We start from the raw sequence: 20926 nt of genomic DNA on the forward strand, positions 1-20926 counted from the left end.
GGGTCGATGCGATTGATGGCCCTGGATCCCGCCTTCGACTTCCCCACTCCGAACCCAGCGATCGTGGAGCCTTGACGGTTCATTCTCCGAATTGACCCGTCCAAGGAGTCCAGGACGATGGCGATCGCAAAGACCAAACGAGGGGTCGATTCCCTACTCGAAGCGGCCCTGCCGCGATTCCTCGTTCGTCAACGATGGTTCGCCGGCAAGGCTCGGCCAATTGCTTCGGTCCGGTTGATCGACTCGACCGCGACGGGTGAAATGCCCGATTCGATCCGATTGACGCTCATCGAGGTCGCATATGGGTCGGGTCCTTCCGAGACCTACTTCCTTCCGGTCGGACTGGCCTCAGGCCCTTCGGCCGACCGTCTCGAACGTGAAGCTCCAGGGCGGGTCATCGGGCGCCTCGAAGGCTTCGGACTGGCCTTCGATGCCCTTGCCGAGCCTTCACTCGGCTCGAATCTTCTCGATGCCATCGCCGGAGACCGTTCCACCTCGACGAACTCGGGGACGATCCGTGCGACTCGAACCTCGGCCTTCGAGGCAGCACGCGGAGCCATCGCTAAACCGCTGCCGGTGACAGCAGGCTCGTTCGAGCAGAGCAATTCGGCACTGATCTTCGGAGATCGCCTGATCTTCAAGGTCTTTCGACGACTCGAACCGGGGATCAACCCCGACTTCGAGATCGGCCGGTTCTTCGCCGAGAAAACCAGCTTCGACCGAATCCCGAAGACGGCCGGAGCCCTGATCTACGAGCGAAAGGGGGCCGAACCCTTGATGCTCGGGATCCTCCAGGGTCTCGTGGCCAATCAGGGAACCGGGTGGGAACATGCCCTCCGCGAGCTGGCCGGGTATTACGAACAGGTCGACCGAGGTGTCGAGGGATCGCTCACCCAAGCCGAGGGACGCCCCCTGATCGAGCTGGCCGGGAGGGCGATCCCCGAGGCGGCCCGCCGCTCGATCGGCGGTTACCTCGAAGCCGCGGCCACCCTCGGCCGTCGGACAGCCGAGATGCACCTGGCCCTGGCCATCGATCCCGATCAACCCGCCTTCCGACCCGAGGCGATGACGACCGACGACCTCAAGGGGATGGCGGCCGCGATCCATCGGCAGGTCGAAAACGCCCTGAAGGTCCTCTCGACTCGCGTGGATCAACTGGGCGGCCCGGTCGCCGTTCAAGCCCGACTCGTCCTCGAAGGTGCTCCGAAGCTCGTGGGAGCGGTCGATGCGATCGCCAAGCTCAACCCTCGATGCTCCCGGATCCGGGTCCACGGCGATTACCACCTGGGTCAGGTCCTCCGGACCGGCTACGACTTCGTGATCCTGGACTTCGAAGGCGAGCCGGCCAAGCCCTTGAAGGAGCGAGTCGCCAAGGTGTCCCCGTTGAAGGACGTGGTGGGCATGATCCGCTCGTTCGACTACGCCGCCTTCGCCGCCCTATTCGCCTTCGCGGGCGATCGAGCCGAAGTTTTCGACCGGCTCATTTCCCGGGCCAAATCCTGGCGAACCTGGGCCTCGGTGGCGTTCCTCCGCGAGTATCTGGCGACGGCCCAGGACGCGTCGTTCCTGCCTCGTGATCGGGCCGACTTCGGCAGGATGCTCGATGCCTTGATGCTGGACAAAGCCCTTTACGAGCTGCTCTACGAGCTGAACAACCGACCGGATTGGGTCCGAATCCCACTCCAGGGGATTGCCGGATTGATCGAGCCTGGCACTTCGGGCGAGGTCCCCAAGGGTCTCGGCGATCTGGACATTCACCTGCTTTCCGAGGGGACTCACGATCAGGCCTATGACAAGCTCGGGGCGTTTCCCGAGGTTCAGGCGGGCGTGGCGGGGGTCCGGTTCGCCGTCTGGGCACCAAACGCCCGCGAAGTCTCGATGATCGGCGAGTTCAACGGCTGGGACTCGACCTCGCATCCCCTGGCCCGGCGAGGGGCCTCGGGATACTGGGAGGGGTTCGTCCCGGGTGCCGCCGTGGGGCAAGCTTACAAGTATGCCATCGCCTCGAAGTTCGGCAATTATCGGGTCGACAAGGCCGACCCGTACGCCTTCGCCAGCGAGCCCCGGCCGAAAACCGCATCGATCGTCGCCGACCTCGCGGAACATCAGTGGAAGGACGACGAGTGGCTGGCGAACCGGGCGGGGGCGAATTCGCTGGGCGCGCCGATCTCCATCTATGAGGTCCACCTGGGCTCCTGGATGAGGCACCCCGACGGGTCGTGGCTCACCTACCAGGAACTGGCACCCAGGCTGGCCGACTATGTTCATGAGATGGGATTCACCCACATCGAGCTGATGCCGATCGCCGAGCATCCATTCGATGGCTCGTGGGGCTACCAGGTCACCGGGTACTTCGCGCCGACCAGCCGGTTCGGCTCGCCGAGCGACTTCATGGCGATGGTCGATCACCTCCACCAGAAAGGGATCGGCGTCATCGTCGACTGGGTTCCCGCCCACTTCCCGACCGATGGCCATGCGCTGGGATATTTCGACGGGACGCATCTCTACGAGCACCCCGACCCGAGGCAGGGGTTCCATCCAGACTGGGACACGTTCATCTTCAATTTCGGCCGTCCCGAGGTGGCGAACTTCCTGGTGGCCAACGCCCTCTTCTGGATCGAAAAGTACCACATCGACGGCTTGAGAGTCGACGCGGTGGCCTCGATGCTCTATCGGGACTACTCGAGGAATCCCGGCGAGTGGGTCCCCAACCAGTTTGGTGGTCGGGAAAATCTGGAGGCGATCGCGCTCCTCAAGCGGATGAACGAGCGAGTCCACTCCCTGTTCCCCGGAGTCTTGACGATCGCCGAAGAGTCGACGGCCTGGCCCCTGGTGACCCGCCCGGTCGGCGAGGGTGGACTCGGGTTCGACCTCAAATGGGACATGGGCTGGATGCACGACACGCTCGGCTACTTCGCCAAGGAGCCGATCTATCGGAAGCATCACCACAATCAGCTCACGTTCCGCGGGCTCTATGCGTATACCGAGAACTTCGTTTTGCCGCTCTCGCATGACGAGGTGGTCTACGGCAAGGGGTCACTCCTCCGGAAGATGCCCGGCGACCGCTGGCAGCAGTTCGCGAACCTCCGGCTCCTCCTGGGATATCAGTTCGCCGTGCCCGGCAAGAAGATGCTCTTCATGGGGGACGAGATCGGCCAATGGGCCGAGTGGAACCACGATTCCCAGCTGGATTGGGCCGCGCTGGGAGACCCGGCCCATGCCGGCCTCAAACGATGGGTCCGCGATCTGAACACCCTCTATCGGGGCGAACCGGCGCTCCACGAGTTGGAGGGGGACCCGGCGGGCTTCCGATGGGTCCACGCCGACGACGCAGAGCAGTCGGTCCTGAGCATGATCCGCGAGGGACACTCGACGGATGATCAACTTCTGATCGTCGCCAACTTCACCCCGATCCCTCGCCACAACTACCGGGTGGGAGTGCCGATCGCCGGGCGATGGGCCGAGATCCTCAACAGCGATGCCCCGATCTACGGGGGGAGCGGCCAGGGTAATATCGGCGGGGCCTGGACCAACCCGGTCCGTGCCCACGGGCAGGACCAATCGCTCAATCTGACCCTCCCCCCGCTTGGCCTGCTCGTCCTTCGTTCGCCGTCTTCTTGATCGAAGGGCTCGATTACCGGCACGGTTCTTGCTCTTGCCGGAATCCTCGGTAAGGTCCGCACGGCAGATCCAATTCGAGGTCTGCCGGGCGGATACCCCGAAATTCCGAGGGCTTGCCTCACGTGATCGACGATCCCGAGATTCCCCCCGCCGGCGTGATCGAGCTCGACGCGGAAACCGCCCTTTTCCGGGTCTGGGCTCCGAGGGCCGAAAAAGTTGAGTTGATCCTCGGATCCGAACGATCCCCGATGACCCACGAGCCCCGGGGCTTCTTCGCCATCGACCGACCGATGCCGGACGTCGCGACTCGCTACGGCTACTCCCTCGACGGCGTCGAGCCCCAGCCCGACCCGGCCTCGCGATGGCAGCCCGAGGGCATCAATCTCCCCTCGGCCGTCTTCTTCCCGGGGAGGATGACCTGGGACGAAGGAAACTGGTCGGGGATCGAGCGGCACGACCTCGTCATCTACGAGTTGCATGTCGGAACCTTCACGCGTGAAGGGACCTTCGAGGCGGTCATCCCCCGACTGGCCGAGCTTCGCGATCTCGGGATCACGGCGATCGAATTGATGCCCGTCGGCCAGTTCCCGGGCTCCCGGAGCTGGGGATATGACGGGGTCTTCCCCTTCGCGGTCCAGAATTCCTACGGCGGGCCCGAGGGCCTGAAGGGACTCGTCGAGGCCTGTCACAAGGTTGGGCTGGCCGTGATCCTGGACGCGATCTTCAACCACTTCGGTCCCGAGGGGAACGTCCTCCCCAGGTTCGGCGATTACCTCACGTCCCGGTACAAGACCGACTGGGGCGATGCGATCAACTTCGATGATCGCCGATGCGACCCGGTCCGCGCCATGGTCCTGGACAACGTCCGGATGTGGATCGGAGAATATCGATTCGACGGACTTCGTCTCGATGCGGCCGATCAGATCTTCGACCGAGGCCCTCGCCACATCCTGGCCGATATCGCCGAGGTCGCTCATCGCGAGGCCGCCCGGCTCGGCCGGAAAGCCCACGTCTTCGCCGAGACCGACCAGAACGATGCCCCCCGCTACCTCAAGCCGACCGATCGAGGCGGATACGGCCTCGATGGCCACTGGACCGACGACTTCCACCACGCCGCCCATACCACGCTGACCGGTGAGATCAACGGGTACTACCAGGACTTTGCCGATGGCCCCGCCTCGCTCGCTCGGGCCTATTCCCGGATCTTCGTGAACGATGGTCGTTACAGCCCGTTCCGCGAGCGGAGGCACGGGACCGATGCGACCGAGTTCCTGGGCGATCGGTTCGTCGCCTTCACCCAAAACCACGATCAGGTCGGCAACCGGATCAAATCCGACCGCTACGCGGCCAGCCTGCCGCCCGAGGCGGTCCGGTTGGCCGCGGGAATCCTCCTGCTCGCCCCTCGGCTCCCACTCATCTTCATGGGTCAGGAATACGGCGAGACGAATCCATTCCCTTTCTTTTGCGACTTCCAGGACCCAGCCCTGATCGAGGCCGTCCGCGAAGGGCGGAAGAAAGAATTCGCCTATTTTGGCTGGAAGGACGAACCGACCGACCCCTTCGCTCTCTCGACGAGAGACTCGGCCGTCCTGTCCTGGTCCTGGTCCGACTCCCCGCGCGACGGCCTCCGCAACCTCTACCGGGACCTCCTCCGTCTCCGCCGGGAGTGTCCGGCCCTTCGCGACTTCCGACATCCCGACGTTCGACTCCTCGAGGAGGAGGGAAGTCCGAAGGTCATGGAGGTGATCCGGCGGCCGAAATCCGGGGATCCAGTGAAAATTTACCTGAACCTGGGACCGGAACCCTTCGACCTCCCGGGAGGGTTGGTCGAGGATGCACCCGCATTACGGTCCGAGTCCGAGACCTACGGTGGCCCACTGCGCCTGGAAAAAACGAACCCAATGACCCTCGGCCCCTGGGAGTTCGCCCTCTTCGGCCCCGTCGCCTAGGTAAAGGACGACCGGGCCGATGCGGAAACTCTCACTTCGGGCCGAAACACCCTTCGATCCTCCGAACTGATAGAATCACCCATCGAGGCGGTGTTTCATCAGTGTTTCGAGGCAGAGGGGGTCGGATTGATGTCATGGTCCTGGAAAATCGGCCGGATCTCCGGAATCCCGATATACGTCCACTGGACTTTCTTGATCCTGATCGCCTATCTGATCTACGGCCATTGGTCGTCCGGGCACGACCTGGCGACCACGGCCGAGGGTGTGGGATTCGTCCTCTCGATCTTCGGCTGCGTGGTACTCCACGAGCTGGGGCATGCGATGGCGGCCCGTCGCTATGGAGTTCCGACGGCCGACATCACGCTCCTGCCGATCGGCGGAGTCGCCCGACTCCAGCGGATCCCCGAACATCCCGCCGAGGAATTGGTCGTGGCCATCGCGGGGCCGCTGGTCAACGTGGCGATCGTCGGGCTCTTGCTCATGATCGGAGTCCGGTATCCCGAGTCGTCGGGTGACTCGGAATTCCTCGTGAAGCAACACTTCCTGCCGAAGCTCCTGGTGGTCAACACCTTCCTCGTCCTCTTCAACCTCTTGCCCGCCTTCCCGATGGATGGAGGCCGGGTCCTCCGCGCCTTGCTGGCGATGCGGATGGAGTACTCCCGGGCCACGAGATTGGCGGCTTCGGTCGGCCAGTTCATGGCGATCCTATTCGGGTTCCTCGGGCTGATGGGCAACCCGATGCTCCTCCTGATCGCCATGTTCGTCTGGATCGGGGCCGAGGGGGAGGCGCGAGCCGTCCAGGAACGCGTGGAGCTTCGCGGGGTCTCGGTCCGAGCGGCCATGCTCACGGATTACGCGATCCTCAAACCGGGCGACACCCTGGGCCACGCGGCCGATCTCCTGCTGGCCGGCACCCAGCAGGATTTCCCCGTGATCGGCGACGGCCGACCGGACGGGGTCTTGACCCGCTCCTCGCTCTTCAGCGGCCTTTCCACGAATGGTCGAGAAGGGCTGGTCGGCGAGGCCCCCCTGATAGAGCTCGGTCGGGTCGAGGTCGCCGAACCACTGGGTCCGGCGGTGATCCGGCTCCGGGAAGGGGGAGAACCCTGCCTGGAGGTGGTGGATCAGGGGAGGCCGGTCGGCCTGCTCACCCTGGAGAACATCGGCGAGTATCTGATGATTCGGACCGCCCTGGCCGAGGCAAAGAGTGTGGCGACTCGGCGGCCCGCTCAAGAATCCTCGACTCTCTGAGGGTCCGCCTCCGACCTATTCGAGACGAGTCCGGTCCTGGGTTCAGGAACGGCCCCCGACGTTTTCAGGACGTTAGGGGCGATGACTCGCGCCATCAGCCCGATCATCGCCCCCTGGAAGACCAGGAGCGGGAGGAACTGGACCCATCCCGCCCAGTTCGGTAATTCCTTGGCCATCGTCGGGCGTGCCAGGCTCATCAGGTTCCGGGCGTATCGGTTGCCGAAGACCCACCCGGGCAAGCGTCGGTCGCCCCGTATCAGAGGCCAGACGCCGTCCCCGAGCGGTCGAGCGATATCCTGAGGGACCCTCGCCCCGATCGCCTGGAACATCACCATTTCGACCCCGCCGACCAGTCCCAGGATCACGGCGATCGCGGCGGTCGGGCTCCCTCCGACGGCCAGGAGGCTAGCAACGGGAAGCATCGCGAACGGCAAGAGAGGCAGGAGCAGGCGAGGTCCGGTCGACCAGCCCCCGGTCCACTCGGGATAACTCAGGTTCATCAGGAGCACGGCGCCGATCGCCGATGCACTCACAACGAACAGCCCCCAGGTTCGCCGATAAGCCGCTACGAGCAACCCCGGCAGCGTCAGCACCACGATCGGCGCGAATCGGATCAGCCCTCGGCGCTCCCCCCAGAGCAACTCGCCCAGCTTCGACCAGTCGGGCCGTCCCAGCCCGAGCGGGTTGCTTTCATTGTGGACCTTGCTGAACTGGTCGAGGACCTCGTAGAAATAGCCCATCCGCCAGGGGGAGCCGAAGGCCAGGGTGTTGTAGCCCAGCAAGATGCCCGCCGGGATGGCCGCCCCCAGTCCGAATGCCAGGACCGAGGGCCAGGGTTGTCGACCTCCAATCGCCAGGGCGAGCGCGTAGAATCCCAGGATCGCCGAGACCGGACCGACCTGGATCTCGATCACCGACGCATAGCTCGCCAGGAACCCCGCCAGGCACGCTCGGAGGATCGGCCGACCTCCGCCTCGCCAGAGGAGCGCGAACGAGGCCAGAAGGCAGAAGCTCGACGCCTGGTGGCCGTAGCCCAGGGTCGCATAAACCTGCGCGGGAGTGGCCAGGCCGTACGCCAGCCCCACGATCGCCGACCTCCCGGGGGTACATCCGAGATCTCGGGCCAGGATCACCAGGATCAGGCCCGAGAGGGCCGTCAACAGCCCGGAAGTTCCCAGAGTCGCCCAGTAATCGGCCGGCCAATGGGCAAACCCGGGTCGATTCAGGGGATGATCGGGCAACTTCAAGGATCGCTTGGCCAGGTAATACGGGGCGGTTGCCAGGAGCGAGAAGCCGGGCGTCTTGTCGGAAAAGTAGTGGCCTCGATACCGGGCGATATCGCGAGTCTGGTCGTCGAGCCCGTCGATCGAGAGTGTCCCGCGATCCACCAGCGCATAGGTCAGCATCAGGCGGCTGGCGACATTCCAGTCGCGACCGTGCCAGACGTAGGAATAGCTCGCCAGGAGGATCACGAAGACCCAGGGCTCGGGCCGGCGGAGGAACGTCAAGGGCTCGGCTCCGATCGATCTTTGACGGCGAGGCGAACGACCCAATCCATCCCTTCGACGACCGCGAACGCCCCCAGGAGCGCCGAGCCCGGCTGGATCGAGAGATAATAGCGATCCCAGGCGAGCGGTATGAAGGCCGTCACCACAATCAGCGCGACCCCGGCCTGTACAAGCACCGCCCAGGCCACCGGAGGCTCTCCCCCTCGGACTTGGGCCAACCCACGGACCGAGGCCGCCACCATTCCCAGGGCGACCCAGGGAAGCCAGACGCAGGCACCCCAATCCTGAGCCCGACTCCGCCGAACGGTCGAGTCGGTCCCGGCCCTCGGGCCGAACGGCCCGAAACGCCCGAAGCCCTGGACCGCGACGGCCTCGATCTTCTCCAGCGGGGTCCTCAGGGCGTCCCTGGGAAAGATGGACTTCGCCTCAGTCGAGACACCCGCCCGGTGATCGTAAATCATTCGGACACGATCGGAGAAAGTCATCCGCGCGATCGGCTCCAGTTTCGGGTCGATTACCCCCTGGGGGTGCGCGTACAGGAAAGGATTGAGCGAGCAGAATGTCGCAAACGCCACCCCCCCCGCCAACAAGGTTGAGAGGACGAAGACGAGTCGCCCCCTCCCGGAGAACGACCGGAGCCCGCAAGCCATCACCGCCCAGGTCGCCAGGATGATCCCGCTCAGCGATCCGTTCAACTTGGCCAGGGTGGCCAGGCCGCACAGGACTCCCGATCCGGAGATCAGTCCCAGCCCCGGCCCGAGAGTCCCTCTCCCGGAGAGGAGCCGCTTCCAGGCCCAGAGTCCGATCGCCAGGGAGGCAAGGATCAGCGCCTCGGCGGGAACGTCCGACATCGCTCGACGGGCATGCATCCGGTAGAGCGGGTTCGCCATCAGGAGGAGGGCCGCGATCAGACCCGATGGTCGCCCGTGAGCGGTCGCACCCAGCCCGTAGATCGCCAGGCATCCGAGAGCACCCAGGATCACCGAAGGAATCCGGGCGACCGTCAGCGCTTCTGCCGAGACGAAGCGCCGGCTGGTGTTGGCATACCACTCCCACATCGCCGTGGAGTTGGGACGACGGAATCCCCCGGCACGCATCGAGAAGCCGATCAGATATTTCGGAAGCGGAGGGAGGTCATAACCCGCATAAGTCAACCAGGCCGGATCATCCCGCTGACCGTTCAACCAGAGGTCTGCAAAGAAGGCCTGGGACACATAGGCAGACTCATCCACGAAGTGCGGTTCTGAGGCCAGATCCCACCCGATGACGGTCAATGCCAGCAGGACCACGGCGACCGGCCCGGCCCACTTTTTGGGTCGAGGCTCACGGCGTAAGCTCGGCAAAGGTTGCGGGTTATACAACGATTGAGCCCTGGTTTCCGAGGGGCCTGGCCGCAAGGTCGCCCCAGTCTCACCAACATTCTAGAAATCGTCGCGCTTTTTTGGCAACGCGATGTTCATCGGCTAAGTTTGCTCGACAGCGTAAGAAGTTGAGTTGTCCCTGGCCCCCAACCGACTCGCGAGGGCTCGATGGCCCGACCGGGACGGGACAGGTCCGGAGCATTCCCCCCGGACTTCGACGGCCTTGGGCCGGCTCCGGGATCGGTTCCGCAACGTTGATTCGACATCCATTGGGCGTTCCCATGCGAACGAATTCGCCAAATCGCCATCCGTCGTCCGGTCGGGGCTGCGTCCCGCCTGGATCGTCGATGGTCGACCTCTCGACGAACCCGGCTTTGGACCGGTCGCCGCGAGCGATCGGCTGCGCCGCGGCTGGTGGGGTGTTTCGCGAGGAAGGGCGAGTTGGGCGTGAGGCGCGACGCGAGTTGCCAGAAGACGGGAGTCCATCCGCGATGACGATGAATCGAAGATCGGCCGGAGGTCCCGCTCGGAAGGCCTCCGAGCCCCGAAGCTGGGCCAGGCCTCCAGGGCTGGCGATGCTGGCCCTGGCCTTGATCGGCCTGGTTCAGGCAGGGTGTCAATCCACCGGTTGCAATGGGTGCGGCCTGGGAGGCCTGGGATCGCGGATCGGCAACGGCGTGCAGGCGCTTGGGACCCGGGTCGCGAACACGGGTGCCCGGATCTTCAACCACAAGGGGGGCGGATGCAGCACCTGCGGCGACGGTGGTGGTTATGAGGAAGGGATGATTATCGACCAGGGCATCCCGATGGCCCCCGGCGGCATGATCGTGCCGGCCCCGGCCGTCGTCCCCGTCCCGGCCCCTTCCCTCGAATCGGCCCCGACTCAACTCGAGCCGATCGAGAGCAACGCGACCGGGGCCAGGCCCGCGAACCCGACCGGGGGCACGGGCTCGGCGGGCCGGAACACGCCGGGCGTCAAGGGTTCGGCTTACGAGGCGTCCGCACCCCGGGGTAAGGTGGCCCGGGGGCGGCCGAATGACGTGGCTCGGGCGGTCCTCTCGGCTCCCGAGCCGGCCCGCCAGGCCTCGGAATCCTCCTACGATTCGGATGACCTCCTCGATAACATCCCGCCGGTCGACGTCCCGATCGAGGTGACCCGGAAGGCGGTGAGCCTTCCGGAAGCCGCTCCCGCACACGAGGCCGCCCCGGTCCCGGCCGAGGCCCCTTCGTTGGTCCCGACTCCCTCCTCCCCCACGATCGCACCCGTCACTCCCCCGGCGGCACCCGTGACGCCCCCGGTCGCCCCGGCCGCCGAAACGGTCCAGCCCGCGACCCCGACTCCCGCCGAGACGGCCTCGGCGGAGGAGGGGCCGGAGTCCATCGTGTCGATCCGCCAGGCTCCGGGCATCCTCCGCTCCTCCTCGGTGGCTCCATCGGTGGCCGGAGGAAGCGTCCCGTCTTCGGACGGCCTCGCCTGGCTCAAGGAGAAGGGTTACAAGACGTTGGTTGACCTCCGTTCGATCTCCGAAGTCGATCCGAATTTCGTCGAATCTGTGAATGATCACGGCATGGCTTATCTTTCTCTTCCCATCGTGGCCGACCGTTTGGATTCCACCCGACTGGCTCGCTTTGACGATCTCATTTCCCGATCCGAGAATCACCCCGTCTATTTTTGCGACACCGACGGCACCCGCGCCGGCCTGGTCTGGTATCTCCACCTCAGGACAGTCGATGGGGTCGATCCGCTTTCCGCCACACAGCGGTCCGAGGACGTGGGACTGACCCCCACCCAGGCCGGTATCGCCGAGGCTTATCTTGCCGGTCAAAAATCCCGTTCGAATACCGACCCCATTCCCGCCACCGGCACGACGCCCAAGGTTGTAGAAAACGCCGTGGTAGATTCGGTCGCACCCTCGGCCCTGCCTTCGACCCCGGCCGGTCCGGCCCCGGCCCCGGCTCCGGCAAGCCCGCCGGTCTCGGCGGATCGGCCGACTCCTCCGATGCTCCCGGGCGAACATCGCCCTCAGGCCTCGAACAAGCCCGATCTCGACCGCTTTCGCGAGCCGATGGCATGGCGGCCGGTCGCGGCCCTGGTCCTGGCCGGGGTCGGCGTCCCGCTCGCTTACTGGAGCAAGACGGCACTCAGCGGACTCCACCTGAACCGCCGGAAGCTGGCCAGTCTCCCGGGATCGGCGCGACGATCGTTAAGTGGTCCGGCCGGGTCGGATGCTTGAATCGCAACTCCTGGGCGTGTAGAGCGATCCGGGAGAGGCCATCGAGGGCGGTTAACGACGATCGGGCGCCGTATTTCCGATCGCCGACGATCGGGAGGCCTCGCGAGGCCAGTTGAACCCGGAGTTGATGACCTCGACCGGTGGTGGGCTTCAATTCGAGATCGAGACGCCCGGCCCGCCTCCGGATGACCCGATAAGCCAGGTTCGCCCGCTGAGCCCCTGGGCTGCTCGCAGGGACGGTGGACACGACATTGGTCCGCTCGTCCTTGACGAGCCAGTCCTCCCACTCGCCCGATTCCTCGGGCCAATCCCCTTCGACGACGGCCAGATAGGTCTTGGTCACGCGCCCCGACCGAAACTCCTCCGAGAGCCGAGCCGCCCCCTTGCTAGTCTTCGCGAACAGGAGGACTCCCGAAGTCGGCCGGTCCAGCCGGTGGACCAGGCCGACATAGACATTCCCCGGCTTCTCATAGGTCGCCTTGAGATAGGCCCGTACTTCCTCCACGGCGGAGCGATCGCCGGTGGCGTCCCCCTGCGAGAGTAGGCCCGCCGGCTTGTCGATCGCCAGGCAGTGGTTGTCCTCCAGGAGGATCGAGAGCATCGGGTCGGTGCCCCGGGGGGATTCAGTCGGAACTCGGCCGGTCGCGATGGTCCTGGTCGTGGTCGATCGGCAGGCCATCATCGAAGTGCTCGATCACGACATCGCTCGTGCCCGTCGAGGTCGAATGATCGTGGTCCTGCAATTCGTGGCGGTGTCGCTTGTCGAGCAGGTGCCCCACGTCGAAGCGCTCGCCGATGTAGTAGCGGCGGACGTCGGCATTGCTGATGATCGCCTCGCGGTCCCCGTAAGCGAAGACTCGCCCTTCGCGGATCACGTAGGTCCGGTTGGTGACCTCGATCGTCTCGCGAAACTGGTGGTCGGTCAGGAGGATTCCCAGGTCATGTTCCTCGGCCAGGTTGCGGATCTGGTCCTGGATCTCGCCGACGGTCTTGGGATCGATCCCCGCGAACGGTTCGTCCAGGAGGATCAGCTTCGGTTCGGTGATGAGCGATCGGGCGATTTCGAGTCGCCTCCGCTCGCCGCCGGAGACCCGATTGGCCCTGGTCTTGCGGATGTGGGTCAGGCCGAACTGGGTGAGCAACTCGTCCTGGCGATACTTCCGGGCCTTCCGATTCATCCCGGGGCGGGTTTCGAGGATCGCCATGAGGTTGTCTTCGACGGTGAGCTGCTTGAAGACGCTGGAGTCCTGGGCCAGGTATCCCATCCCGGCCTGGGCTCGCTTGAACATCGGGAGCTTGCTGACATCACGACCATCGAAGAGGACCTGCCCGCCGTCGGAGTCGATCAGGCCGATCGTCATCCGGAAGCTGGTCGTCTTGCCGGCCCCGTTGGGGCCGAGGAGCCCGACGATCTCCCCCTGGTTCACGTCGAAGGTGACGCCGTCGACGACCTTCCGGCGGCCGTAATACTTCTCGAGGCCTCGGACATCCAGCAAGGGCATGCGTCGATCCTCCTTGATCGATCCGGTCGTCCTCGGGGGCGAAGGCCCCGGATTCGGCTCAGCGGATCCACTTCATCCGTTCGAAGTAGGGCCGGAAGGGGATCCGGAAGTCGCGTGTGATCCGGATATCGGGACCGAACGGCTTGCCATGCGGCCAGTAGACGAAGAACGCCTTGCCGATGAGCATGGATCGAGGGACTTCCCAGCTCGACCGATCCACGTCCCTCCAGGCGTAATCGCGGGTCTCCCAGGCTCGCCCATCGCTGCTCCGGGGGCTGTTATCCCCCATCATCATGTAATGGTCGGGGCGGATCGAGTAGGACTTCCCGGTCGGAAGGTCGCCCAGCGCGGCAAACTGTTCGGGATCGGACAGGAAGTCGAACATCTTGACGATTCGGGCGAACGGGTTCCGGTCCGAGTCGCCGAGCGACCCGTAGACCCCGGGAATCCGATAGTCCGGGTCTCTCGGGTCCTGGGTATAGTAAATATCGCGTTTCAGGACAAGATCGCTCACCGACGCCTTGGCGCCCTGGATGGCCATGCCGACGGGATCGAGATCCTTGGCGGTCGGGCCACGCGGGGCTTCGGGCCCGTCGTCGTAGATCAGGCCGGTGCTGAAGGGAGTCTCGCCGTCGATCCAGAGGGTCAGCCGATCGTCGACGTTGGCGAACTTGACGTCGTGGGCCCCGATCCCGTGCAGCCCGGTCCCGGCCTCGCCCAGCTTGGTCTCACCGTGATAGATCGTGGCCAGGCCCGTGATCAGGTCGACCTCGCATCGGTTGGAAACGCCCGCCTCGACAAGCTCCAGCCGAAGCTTGCCGCCCGGGTCGACCGAGGCCAGATCCACCCGGCACGAGACGGTCAGGTCGCCCACCCAGTTGAGTTGCAACCAGCCGTCGAAAACCTGGAGCCACCGGTCGTAGAAGGCGGTGGAGACGTTGGTATTGTACGAGTAGAAGTCGGTGATCAAGGAAGCCCGAGGCGCCCTCGGGAGCGGCTGGTGCTCCTCCAGCGCCGCCCATTGCTCGGGATCGGGTATGAGGTGGCGATAACGGAGTTCCGACCATTCGGGGCCGGTGGCGACCACGTCGTATTTTCCCCGCTCGGCCTCTTTCCAGGGCCCGACGGGGTTCCATCTTCGCCATTCGGGCTTGTCGGCCAGCGTCGAGGGCCGGTAACGATCGTCGTTGACGAGCATTTGCATGGCCTGCTGATGGATCAGCGACTTCCGCTGGATCTGGAACGGATCGGTCGAGCCGGCGGGGCGAGTCTGGATGTCGCCTTTGTCGATCCGGAGTTCCTCGCCAGGTTCCCCCACGAGTCGCTTGATGTAGTTGGTCTCGGGCTTCTCGGGATAGTGGAAGACCACCACATCCCACCGTTTAGGGCCGGCGGAGCCGGGCAAGAAGGGAAGTTCATAGGGGAACTTCATCACAAGGATCCGGTCGCCCTTGAAGCTCGGCGCCCCATCGACCTCGGTCCGGAACCGGCAATTGACACAAATCCCGGTCTCCCGGAGATTCTTCCCGGCATCCTTCTGGGACGTGACGAACTCCTCGGTATCGTCCGAGGCATTGATCGCGTAGGTATAGCCGCACGACGGGCAGACGACTTCCTTGTGCCGCCCCATCAGGGTCGGGGCCATCGATCCGGTCGGGATCACGAACGCCTCGGCGTCGAATCCGCGGATCAGGACGGCGAGGATGATTGCGACCACGATCTGCTCGATGAAGTCGCGCGTCGACTCCTTGGGCTTCTGGGTCGACGGCGGGACCACCGACTTCAGGAAGATCTTCGCTTCTTTGGTGGAGGTCCGGCTCATCGTGCGTGGCCCCAGGCGGTCGTGGTGCACCGGTCGGTTGCGGTCATCGAATGTAACGTATTTCGCGGGGGTCGGGAATCCAGCCCAGCGGTCGGCCGAAGACCTGGAGCGAGAAGACTCGGCCCGGGAGATGCACCATGAACGGCTTGCCCAGGAAGCGGTCGCCCTGGACGACCGGGCTCGACTCCCAGAACCTCGAGTCATTGGAGACCGGGCTGTTATCCCCGAGGACGAAGAACTCGTCGGTCTTCAGCGAGTAGGGGTGGTCCACGCCGAACGGCTCTCGACCGCCCGGGGCCCGTCCCCCGGTATAGAAGATATCGCGATAGACACGGACCCGACGTGCCTCCATGGCGCCCCCCAGGACCCCGAGGGCCAGCGGGCTCGAAGCCGGACCCGGCACCATGCTTCGCATCCCCTCGACATCGACGTCGATCGGGTCGAAGAGGGGAACCCCGTCCAGGGCCACCGTGATCCGCCGGTCGATCGTGGAAGCCTCCAGCCTGGCGAACCGAGGGGCGTCCGCCGGGGATGACACCAGACCGCCGACCGGGTTGGCAATCTCCAGGACGAGGCCATTACGCCGGACCTCGGGCAACGCCCGGCCGTCGACCGGGAGAACGACCAGGAAATGGTCTCCGCCGTGATCGAGCCGGACGGTGATCGACCGGACGTCGGGCCGGACCGTAACGTCGGCCTCGATCATCAGGTCGCGGACGACATTGTCGCTCCGGAGATCCCCGCCATTGTAGGGGCAGAAGTCGCGGACCGGTCCGAACCGGCCCTGCTCGGGGTCGAAGTGGCGATACTCGATCCAGTCCTCACGGTCGGACGACGTGGGCGACGGTTGGTGGACCAGCCGGGTTCCTTCGGCCTTCCAACCGCTCGGGGTGGCCCTCCGGAACCGATCCCCCCGGAAGGACCACCTGGGATAGCGATCCGAGTCTCCGGGCACGAAGTCATTGTCGTAGAGCAAGATCCGGGTGGCTCGCTGTTCGGCGAGCGACTTCCGGACGATCCTACCGTCGACATGAATATCGCCATCCACGACCTGGATCGACTCGCCGGGAAGCCCGACCACCCGCTTGACGTAGGCCTGTTCGGGCTCGGTGGGACTATGGAAGACCGCCACCTCCCATCGTCGAGGACGACGGAAGTCGAACAGGAGTTTCTGGACGAGGAGACGATCTCCGTTGCACTCGACCGTCTCGACTTTTTCCAGGCCATCCTGACCGCAGTTCGGGCAGACCGGCCGGCCGGTCCGACCTTCTTCGTCCATCCCGATGTCGATCGGAAATTTGCAGTTGGGGCAGTTCAGCTTCTTGTGGAACCCCAGGAGTGTTGGGGCCATCGAACCGGTCGGGACCACGTAGGCCTCCGCGGCGAAGGTCCGGAGGATCAGGATGCCGATCCCCAGCAAGACCAGGAACTCGGCCGTCTGTCGACGGATGTTTTCCTGGGCCGGCTCGGCCGAGGAAGACACCCGAGCCGGCGGTTCGGCGAGATCGGGTACGTCGATGGGTGCCTGGTCCTCGGATCCTGTCACGCCCGCCCCCACTCTGGTGGCCTTGCCGTCGATCGGATCATTCGTCGCCGTCGTCGAGCACCGAGAGGAACGCTTCCTGCGAGATCTCGACGTTCCCGACCTGCTTCATACGCTTCTTGCCTTCCTTCTGCTTCTCCAATAGTTTGCGTTTTCGCGAGATGTCGCCGCCATAGCATTTGGCGGTCACGTTCTTGCGAAGTGCCGAGATCGATTCCCGGGCGACCACACGACTTCCGATCGCGGCCTGGATGGCCACCTCGAACTGATGGCGGTCGATCTCGCTCTTGAGCTTCTTGACCAATTTACGCCCCCGACGCTCGGCGAACCCCCGGTGAACGACGATCGAGAGGGCGTCGACCTTGGCCCCGTTGACCAGGACGTCGAGCCGGCAGAGGTCGTTATCCTTGAACCCAAGGATCTCGAAGTCCATCGTCCCGTAGCCGCGGGTCGAACTCTTGAGTTTATCGTAGAGGTCGTAGATCATCTCGGCCAGCGGCAATTCGTAGGAGAGGATGGCGCGGGTGGGCGTCATGTACTCCGTCTTGAGATAGATCCCGCGTCGATCCTCGCAAAGCTGCATCATCGCCCCGATGCAGTCCGAGGGGATGATGAAGTTGACCCGGGCGACCGGCTCGCGAAATTCTTCGATGTCGCCGGGGTCGGGAATTCGGGTCGGGTTGGAGATATGGAGGGTCTCGCCCTTCTTGGTGATGATCTCGTAGGTCACGTTCGGGGCGGTCTGGACCAGCGCCAGGTTGCTCTCGCGTTCCAGACGTTGCTGGACGATCTCCATGTGGAGCATCCCCAGGAACCCGCAGCGAAAGCCGAAGCCCAGGGCGTCGGACGACTCGGGCTCGAAGGTAAAGCTGGCGTCGTTGAGCGAGAGCTTCTGGAGGGCGGTCCGGAGGTCCTCGAACTGGTTATGCGTGGCCGGAAAGAGTCCGCAGTAGACCACTTGCGCCGGTTCTTGGTAGCCGGGCAAGGCTTCCTCGGCGGGGCGTCGGGCATCGGTGATCGTGTCACCGATCCGGACGTCGGCCAGTTGCTTGATGTTGGCCGAGACGTAGCCCACCTGGCCGACGCCCAGATCGTCGCAGGGGGTCTCGCGCGGCCGGAATCGGCCCAGGCTGATGACCTCGTGGTCGGTCCCGCCGGCCATCAGCCGGATCTTCTGGCCGACCTTGAGCAATCCGTCGATGACTCGGACGTAGATGACCACTCCGGCGTAGTCGTCGAACTTCGAGTCGAAGATCAGGGCCCTGAGTGGGGCGTTCACGTCCCCCGGGGGGTGCGGGACCTGCTCGATGATCGCCTTGAAGATCTCGGGGACGCCCAGGCCGGTCTTGCCGCTGACGGAGAGAATCTCGGTCGCGTCGATCCCGAGGGTCGACTCGATCTCCTCGCGGATCTCGTCGGGGCGGGCGGCCTGCATGTCGATCTTGTTCATCGCCGCGACGATCGTCAGGTTGGCATTGATGGCCGCGTAGGCGTTGGCCACCGTCTGCGCCTGGACCCCCTGGGTGGCGTCGACCAGGAGGATCGCCCCCTCGCAGGCCGCCAGGCTCCGCGAGACTTCGTAATGGAAGTCGACGTGCCCCGGCGTGTCGATCAGGTTCAGCTCGTAATTCTGCCCTTCGTAGACGTAGTTGATCGCCACGGCCCGGGCCTTGATCGTGATCCCTCGTTCGCGCTCCAGGTCCATGTCGTCGAGGAGTTGCTCGCGAAACTCGCGCTGGGTGATCGCCCCGGACTGGAGCAGGAGCTGATCGGCCAGCGTGCTCTTGCCGTGGTCGATATGGGCCACAATCGAAAAATTGCGGATGAACTTGGGATCGAAGGCCATGGGGGTCCCAGTGGGAAGGAGTCGGGCGGGCCTCGAACGACTCGGCGGGGGTCGGTTCTCGGGCGGTGTTCCGTCGACAGATCTTACGATAGAGTACCATCTCGGGCTCTCGGCGCGATCCCCATTCATCCTCAAGCGATGCTTCTCGGGTCGCCCGCCTTCAACCCTCCTCATAGAATGAATGGCGGGTGGAATTCATTCGTCGATCCTCGAAGATCATTGGCGGGCCGAACCATGGAAGTCCCCCTGGACCCCGAGATCGAGCAGGTCGTCCGTCAGAAGGTCGAGAGCGGCGAGTATCCGTCGGTCTCCGCCTTGGTGGAGGAAGCCCTCTTCCTGCTAGTCGAGCGCGACTGGTCGCGCAGCCAGGCCGAGCTTCGGGAGAAGCTGCCCTCCGCGTTCGGCCTGGATCCCGACGCTTCGACGAAGGACCAACTCCCATGACTCGCGAACCATCGACCCTCTCGCGGCGGATCTGGCTCCTCGGGACGCTCGGGGGATTGGCCCTGGGGCCGAAACTCGCGAGGGGAGATCAGGCTCTCGACGCAATTCAGGCGAAGGCGAAGGCGGCAGGATTGGAACCCTTCGAGGTCTCGGAGTCGACGAATTACCGAGGGATCGGCGACGCCTCCCGGTCCTATCGAGAAGAAGCCCTCGCGATCTGCGAGGAAGTCGCCGAGGATTACCGGAAGCACTTCACCCTCAAGAAGTTCAACCTGACCAGTCCGGTTGACAAGTTGACCGTCGTAATCCTGAAAGGTCCGAAGTCTTACTCCGCATTTGAAGGCGAAGACCTGGGTGATGCGGTGGGGGGTCACTACGACCTGAGGGCCAATCGCCTGGTGATCTTCGACTTCCGAGGTCCGGGAGCGAACCCTCGGGCGGCGGCCGCCGAGGTTGACAACACCTTGACGCTGGTCCACGAGGCGACCCACCAGCTCACGTACAACACGGGTGTCCTCGACCTCGCCTCGGACGTCCCGCTTTGCGTCAGCGAGGGGCTGGGAACCTATGCCGAGACCTGGCGTCCCCATCGACGGGGGGAAATTGGCCAGGTCAATTTCCGTCGACGCAAAGGGCTGGAGCTGGCCCGAGGAGCGGGGCCTCGGTGGTTCCCTCTGGAAACCTTCCTGGCCAATGACTCGATCTTCGACTCTCCCGATCCTTCGACCCAGCAAGTTGCTTACGCCGAAAGCTGGATGTTCGTCTACCGGATGATGAAAGACTCGTCAAAGCTCACGAGATTTCGGAATTACCTCCAGGCCCTCCGCGAGAACCGTGACCCGGCGAAGCGTCTGGAGATCGCGAGAGCCCACCTGGGCGATCTGGCCCGGCTGGATCGTGAGATCCGAACCGGGCGATAGCCAAACTCACATCTCGGCCGGTCGGAGGAGGCCACAGGATAGGACCGCCTCGGCAAGCAGGTCGGTGATGGCCGCGAATTCCTCGACATTCTTCGGGGCCGGGGCGAAGGTCGCCTCTCCCCTCGGTGAAGATTCGACCTTGTGGGTCGCGATGTCGTAAACGCCGTAGACCACCCGAACCTGACCGTCGCCGGCGAGGAGATTGAGTTCCCGGGCGAGGTCGTGGGCCGTCAGGGCCGAGTTGAGGAAGACGGCCATCTCCCAGAGGGCCGTGCGATAACCGGGCTCGGACGAGACGGTCGGCCCGCACCGACGTTCCAGGGCCTTGTCCGCCAGGCGGACGACCACGAGAATCCGGTCGACGATGGACCGCAAGGAATGGGTCGCGGCGATGGCCCCGTAGGCATCGGGCGACAGATAGAGCGAGACCGCCGCCCCAACCGCCCCGCACCCGCTGTGGCCCATCACCACGACCAGCCGGAGGTCGCTGGAGAGATTCCGGACCGCGTACTCGACGCTCCCAAGGCACTCGGTCCCCAGGATATTGCCCGCGACCCGGACGATGAACAGCTCATTGCTGGACTGGTCGAAGATCAACTCGGTTGGAGCCCGGGCGTCGGAGCAACCCAGGACCACGGCGAAAGGGTTCTGGACCGGCGCCTCCCCCGGGACGAGCGAGAATCCCAGCGAGAGCGGGCTGGAAGGGATCACGACCGGCTGGCTCGCGCCATGGCCCAGGACCTCGGCCTGGACCTTGGCCACGATCTCCTGATAGCGCAGGTTCCCCTCGCGCAGGGCCTTCTCGGCATCGTCGGAGGTACTGCACCCCTGGAAGTGAACCGGCTGGAACGGATCGTATCGGTAGATAATGTCCATGAATTCGGATCCTCACGCCTTCGACCAAACCCCGAGGAAGATTGGAGCA

The 20926-nt window shown here is 64.7% G+C and carries 14 protein-coding genes; 6 read left to right on the forward strand and 8 right to left on the reverse strand.

Going from position 1 to position 20926, the window contains the following annotated elements:
• Nucleotides 1–117 precede the first annotated feature (117 nt).
• The 3 genes from glgB (at nucleotide 118) to P12x_RS22415 (ending at nucleotide 6821) form a co-directional block, all read left to right on the forward strand.
• Complete coding sequence (gene glgB, locus P12x_RS22405; RefSeq protein ID WP_435007092.1) at nucleotides 118–3621, forward strand: 1,4-alpha-glucan branching protein GlgB; 3504 nt, start codon at nucleotides 118–120, stop codon at nucleotides 3619–3621.
• Nucleotides 3622–3743: 122 nt separating this feature from the next.
• The gene (gene treZ, locus P12x_RS22410; protein WP_435007094.1) at nucleotides 3744–5570 is read left to right on the forward strand and encodes a malto-oligosyltrehalose trehalohydrolase; all 1827 of its coding nucleotides are present in this window, start codon (nucleotides 3744–3746) and stop codon (nucleotides 5568–5570) included.
• A 129-nt stretch (nucleotides 5571–5699) separates the two neighbouring features.
• Entirely contained in the window at nucleotides 5700–6821 is a 1122-nt protein-coding gene (locus P12x_RS22415; protein WP_435007096.1) for a site-2 protease family protein, read from the forward strand.
• Here P12x_RS22415 and P12x_RS22420 read toward each other — a convergent pair.
• Entirely contained in the window at nucleotides 6800–8329 is a 1530-nt protein-coding gene (locus tag P12x_RS22420; protein WP_435007098.1) for a hypothetical protein, read from the reverse strand. The genes P12x_RS22415 and P12x_RS22420 overlap by 22 nt on opposite strands.
• Complete coding sequence (locus tag P12x_RS22425; RefSeq protein ID WP_435007100.1) at nucleotides 8326–9618, reverse strand: ArnT family glycosyltransferase; 1293 nt, start codon at nucleotides 9616–9618, stop codon at nucleotides 8326–8328. Before P12x_RS22425 ends, P12x_RS22420 begins: the two co-directional genes overlap by 4 nt.
• A 563-nt stretch (nucleotides 9619–10181) precedes the next feature.
• On the opposite strand from P12x_RS22425, the gene P12x_RS22430 reads away from it, so the two are divergent.
• Entirely contained in the window at nucleotides 10182–11924 is a 1743-nt protein-coding gene (locus tag P12x_RS22430; RefSeq protein WP_435007102.1) for a fused DSP-PTPase phosphatase/NAD kinase-like protein, read from the forward strand.
• Here the strand turns inward: P12x_RS22430 and P12x_RS22435 are convergent.
• From P12x_RS22435 to lepA, 5 genes are read right to left on the reverse strand one after another with little or no spacing between them, the layout of a single operon-like run.
• Nucleotides 11833–12606, reverse strand: a complete 774-nt coding sequence (locus P12x_RS22435) for an RluA family pseudouridine synthase (protein WP_435007104.1) — start codon at nucleotides 12604–12606, stop codon at nucleotides 11833–11835. The genes P12x_RS22430 and P12x_RS22435 overlap by 92 nt on opposite strands.
• Entirely contained in the window at nucleotides 12548–13426 is an 879-nt protein-coding gene (gene lptB, locus P12x_RS22440) for an LPS export ABC transporter ATP-binding protein (protein WP_435007106.1), read from the reverse strand. Before lptB ends, P12x_RS22435 begins: the two co-directional genes overlap by 59 nt.
• A gap of 58 nt (nucleotides 13427–13484) precedes the next feature.
• Nucleotides 13485–15248 (reverse strand): S26 family signal peptidase, encoded by a 1764-nt coding sequence (locus tag P12x_RS22445; RefSeq protein ID WP_435007107.1) that lies wholly within the window; start codon nucleotides 15246–15248, stop codon nucleotides 13485–13487.
• A gap of 43 nt (nucleotides 15249–15291) precedes the next feature.
• Entirely contained in the window at nucleotides 15292–16794 is a 1503-nt protein-coding gene (gene lepB / locus P12x_RS22450) for a signal peptidase I (RefSeq protein ID WP_435007108.1), read from the reverse strand.
• Nucleotides 16795–16831: 37 nt separating this feature from the next.
• Nucleotides 16832–18637 (reverse strand): translation elongation factor 4, encoded by a 1806-nt coding sequence (gene lepA / locus P12x_RS22455; protein ID WP_435007110.1) that lies wholly within the window; start codon nucleotides 18635–18637, stop codon nucleotides 16832–16834.
• Between the two features lie 234 nt (nucleotides 18638–18871).
• Between lepA and P12x_RS22460 the strand changes: the two genes are divergently transcribed.
• Together P12x_RS22460 and P12x_RS22465 are read left to right on the forward strand one after the other, a co-directional pair.
• Nucleotides 18872–19081 (forward strand): ribbon-helix-helix domain-containing protein, encoded by a 210-nt coding sequence (locus P12x_RS22460; RefSeq protein ID WP_435007112.1) that lies wholly within the window; start codon nucleotides 18872–18874, stop codon nucleotides 19079–19081.
• The gene (locus P12x_RS22465) at nucleotides 19078–20001 is read left to right on the forward strand and encodes a DUF1570 domain-containing protein (protein ID WP_435007113.1); all 924 of its coding nucleotides are present in this window, start codon (nucleotides 19078–19080) and stop codon (nucleotides 19999–20001) included. Before P12x_RS22460 ends, P12x_RS22465 begins: the two co-directional genes overlap by 4 nt.
• Before the next feature lie 6 nt (nucleotides 20002–20007).
• Here P12x_RS22465 and P12x_RS22470 read toward each other — a convergent pair whose 3' ends face one another.
• Nucleotides 20008–20877 (reverse strand): carbonic anhydrase, encoded by an 870-nt coding sequence (locus P12x_RS22470; RefSeq protein ID WP_435007114.1) that lies wholly within the window; start codon nucleotides 20875–20877, stop codon nucleotides 20008–20010.
• Nucleotides 20878–20926 lie beyond the last annotated feature (49 nt).

This window comes from Tundrisphaera lichenicola (assembly GCF_051175385.1).
Classification (GTDB): Bacteria; Planctomycetota; Planctomycetia; order Isosphaerales; family Isosphaeraceae; genus Tundrisphaera; species Tundrisphaera lichenicola.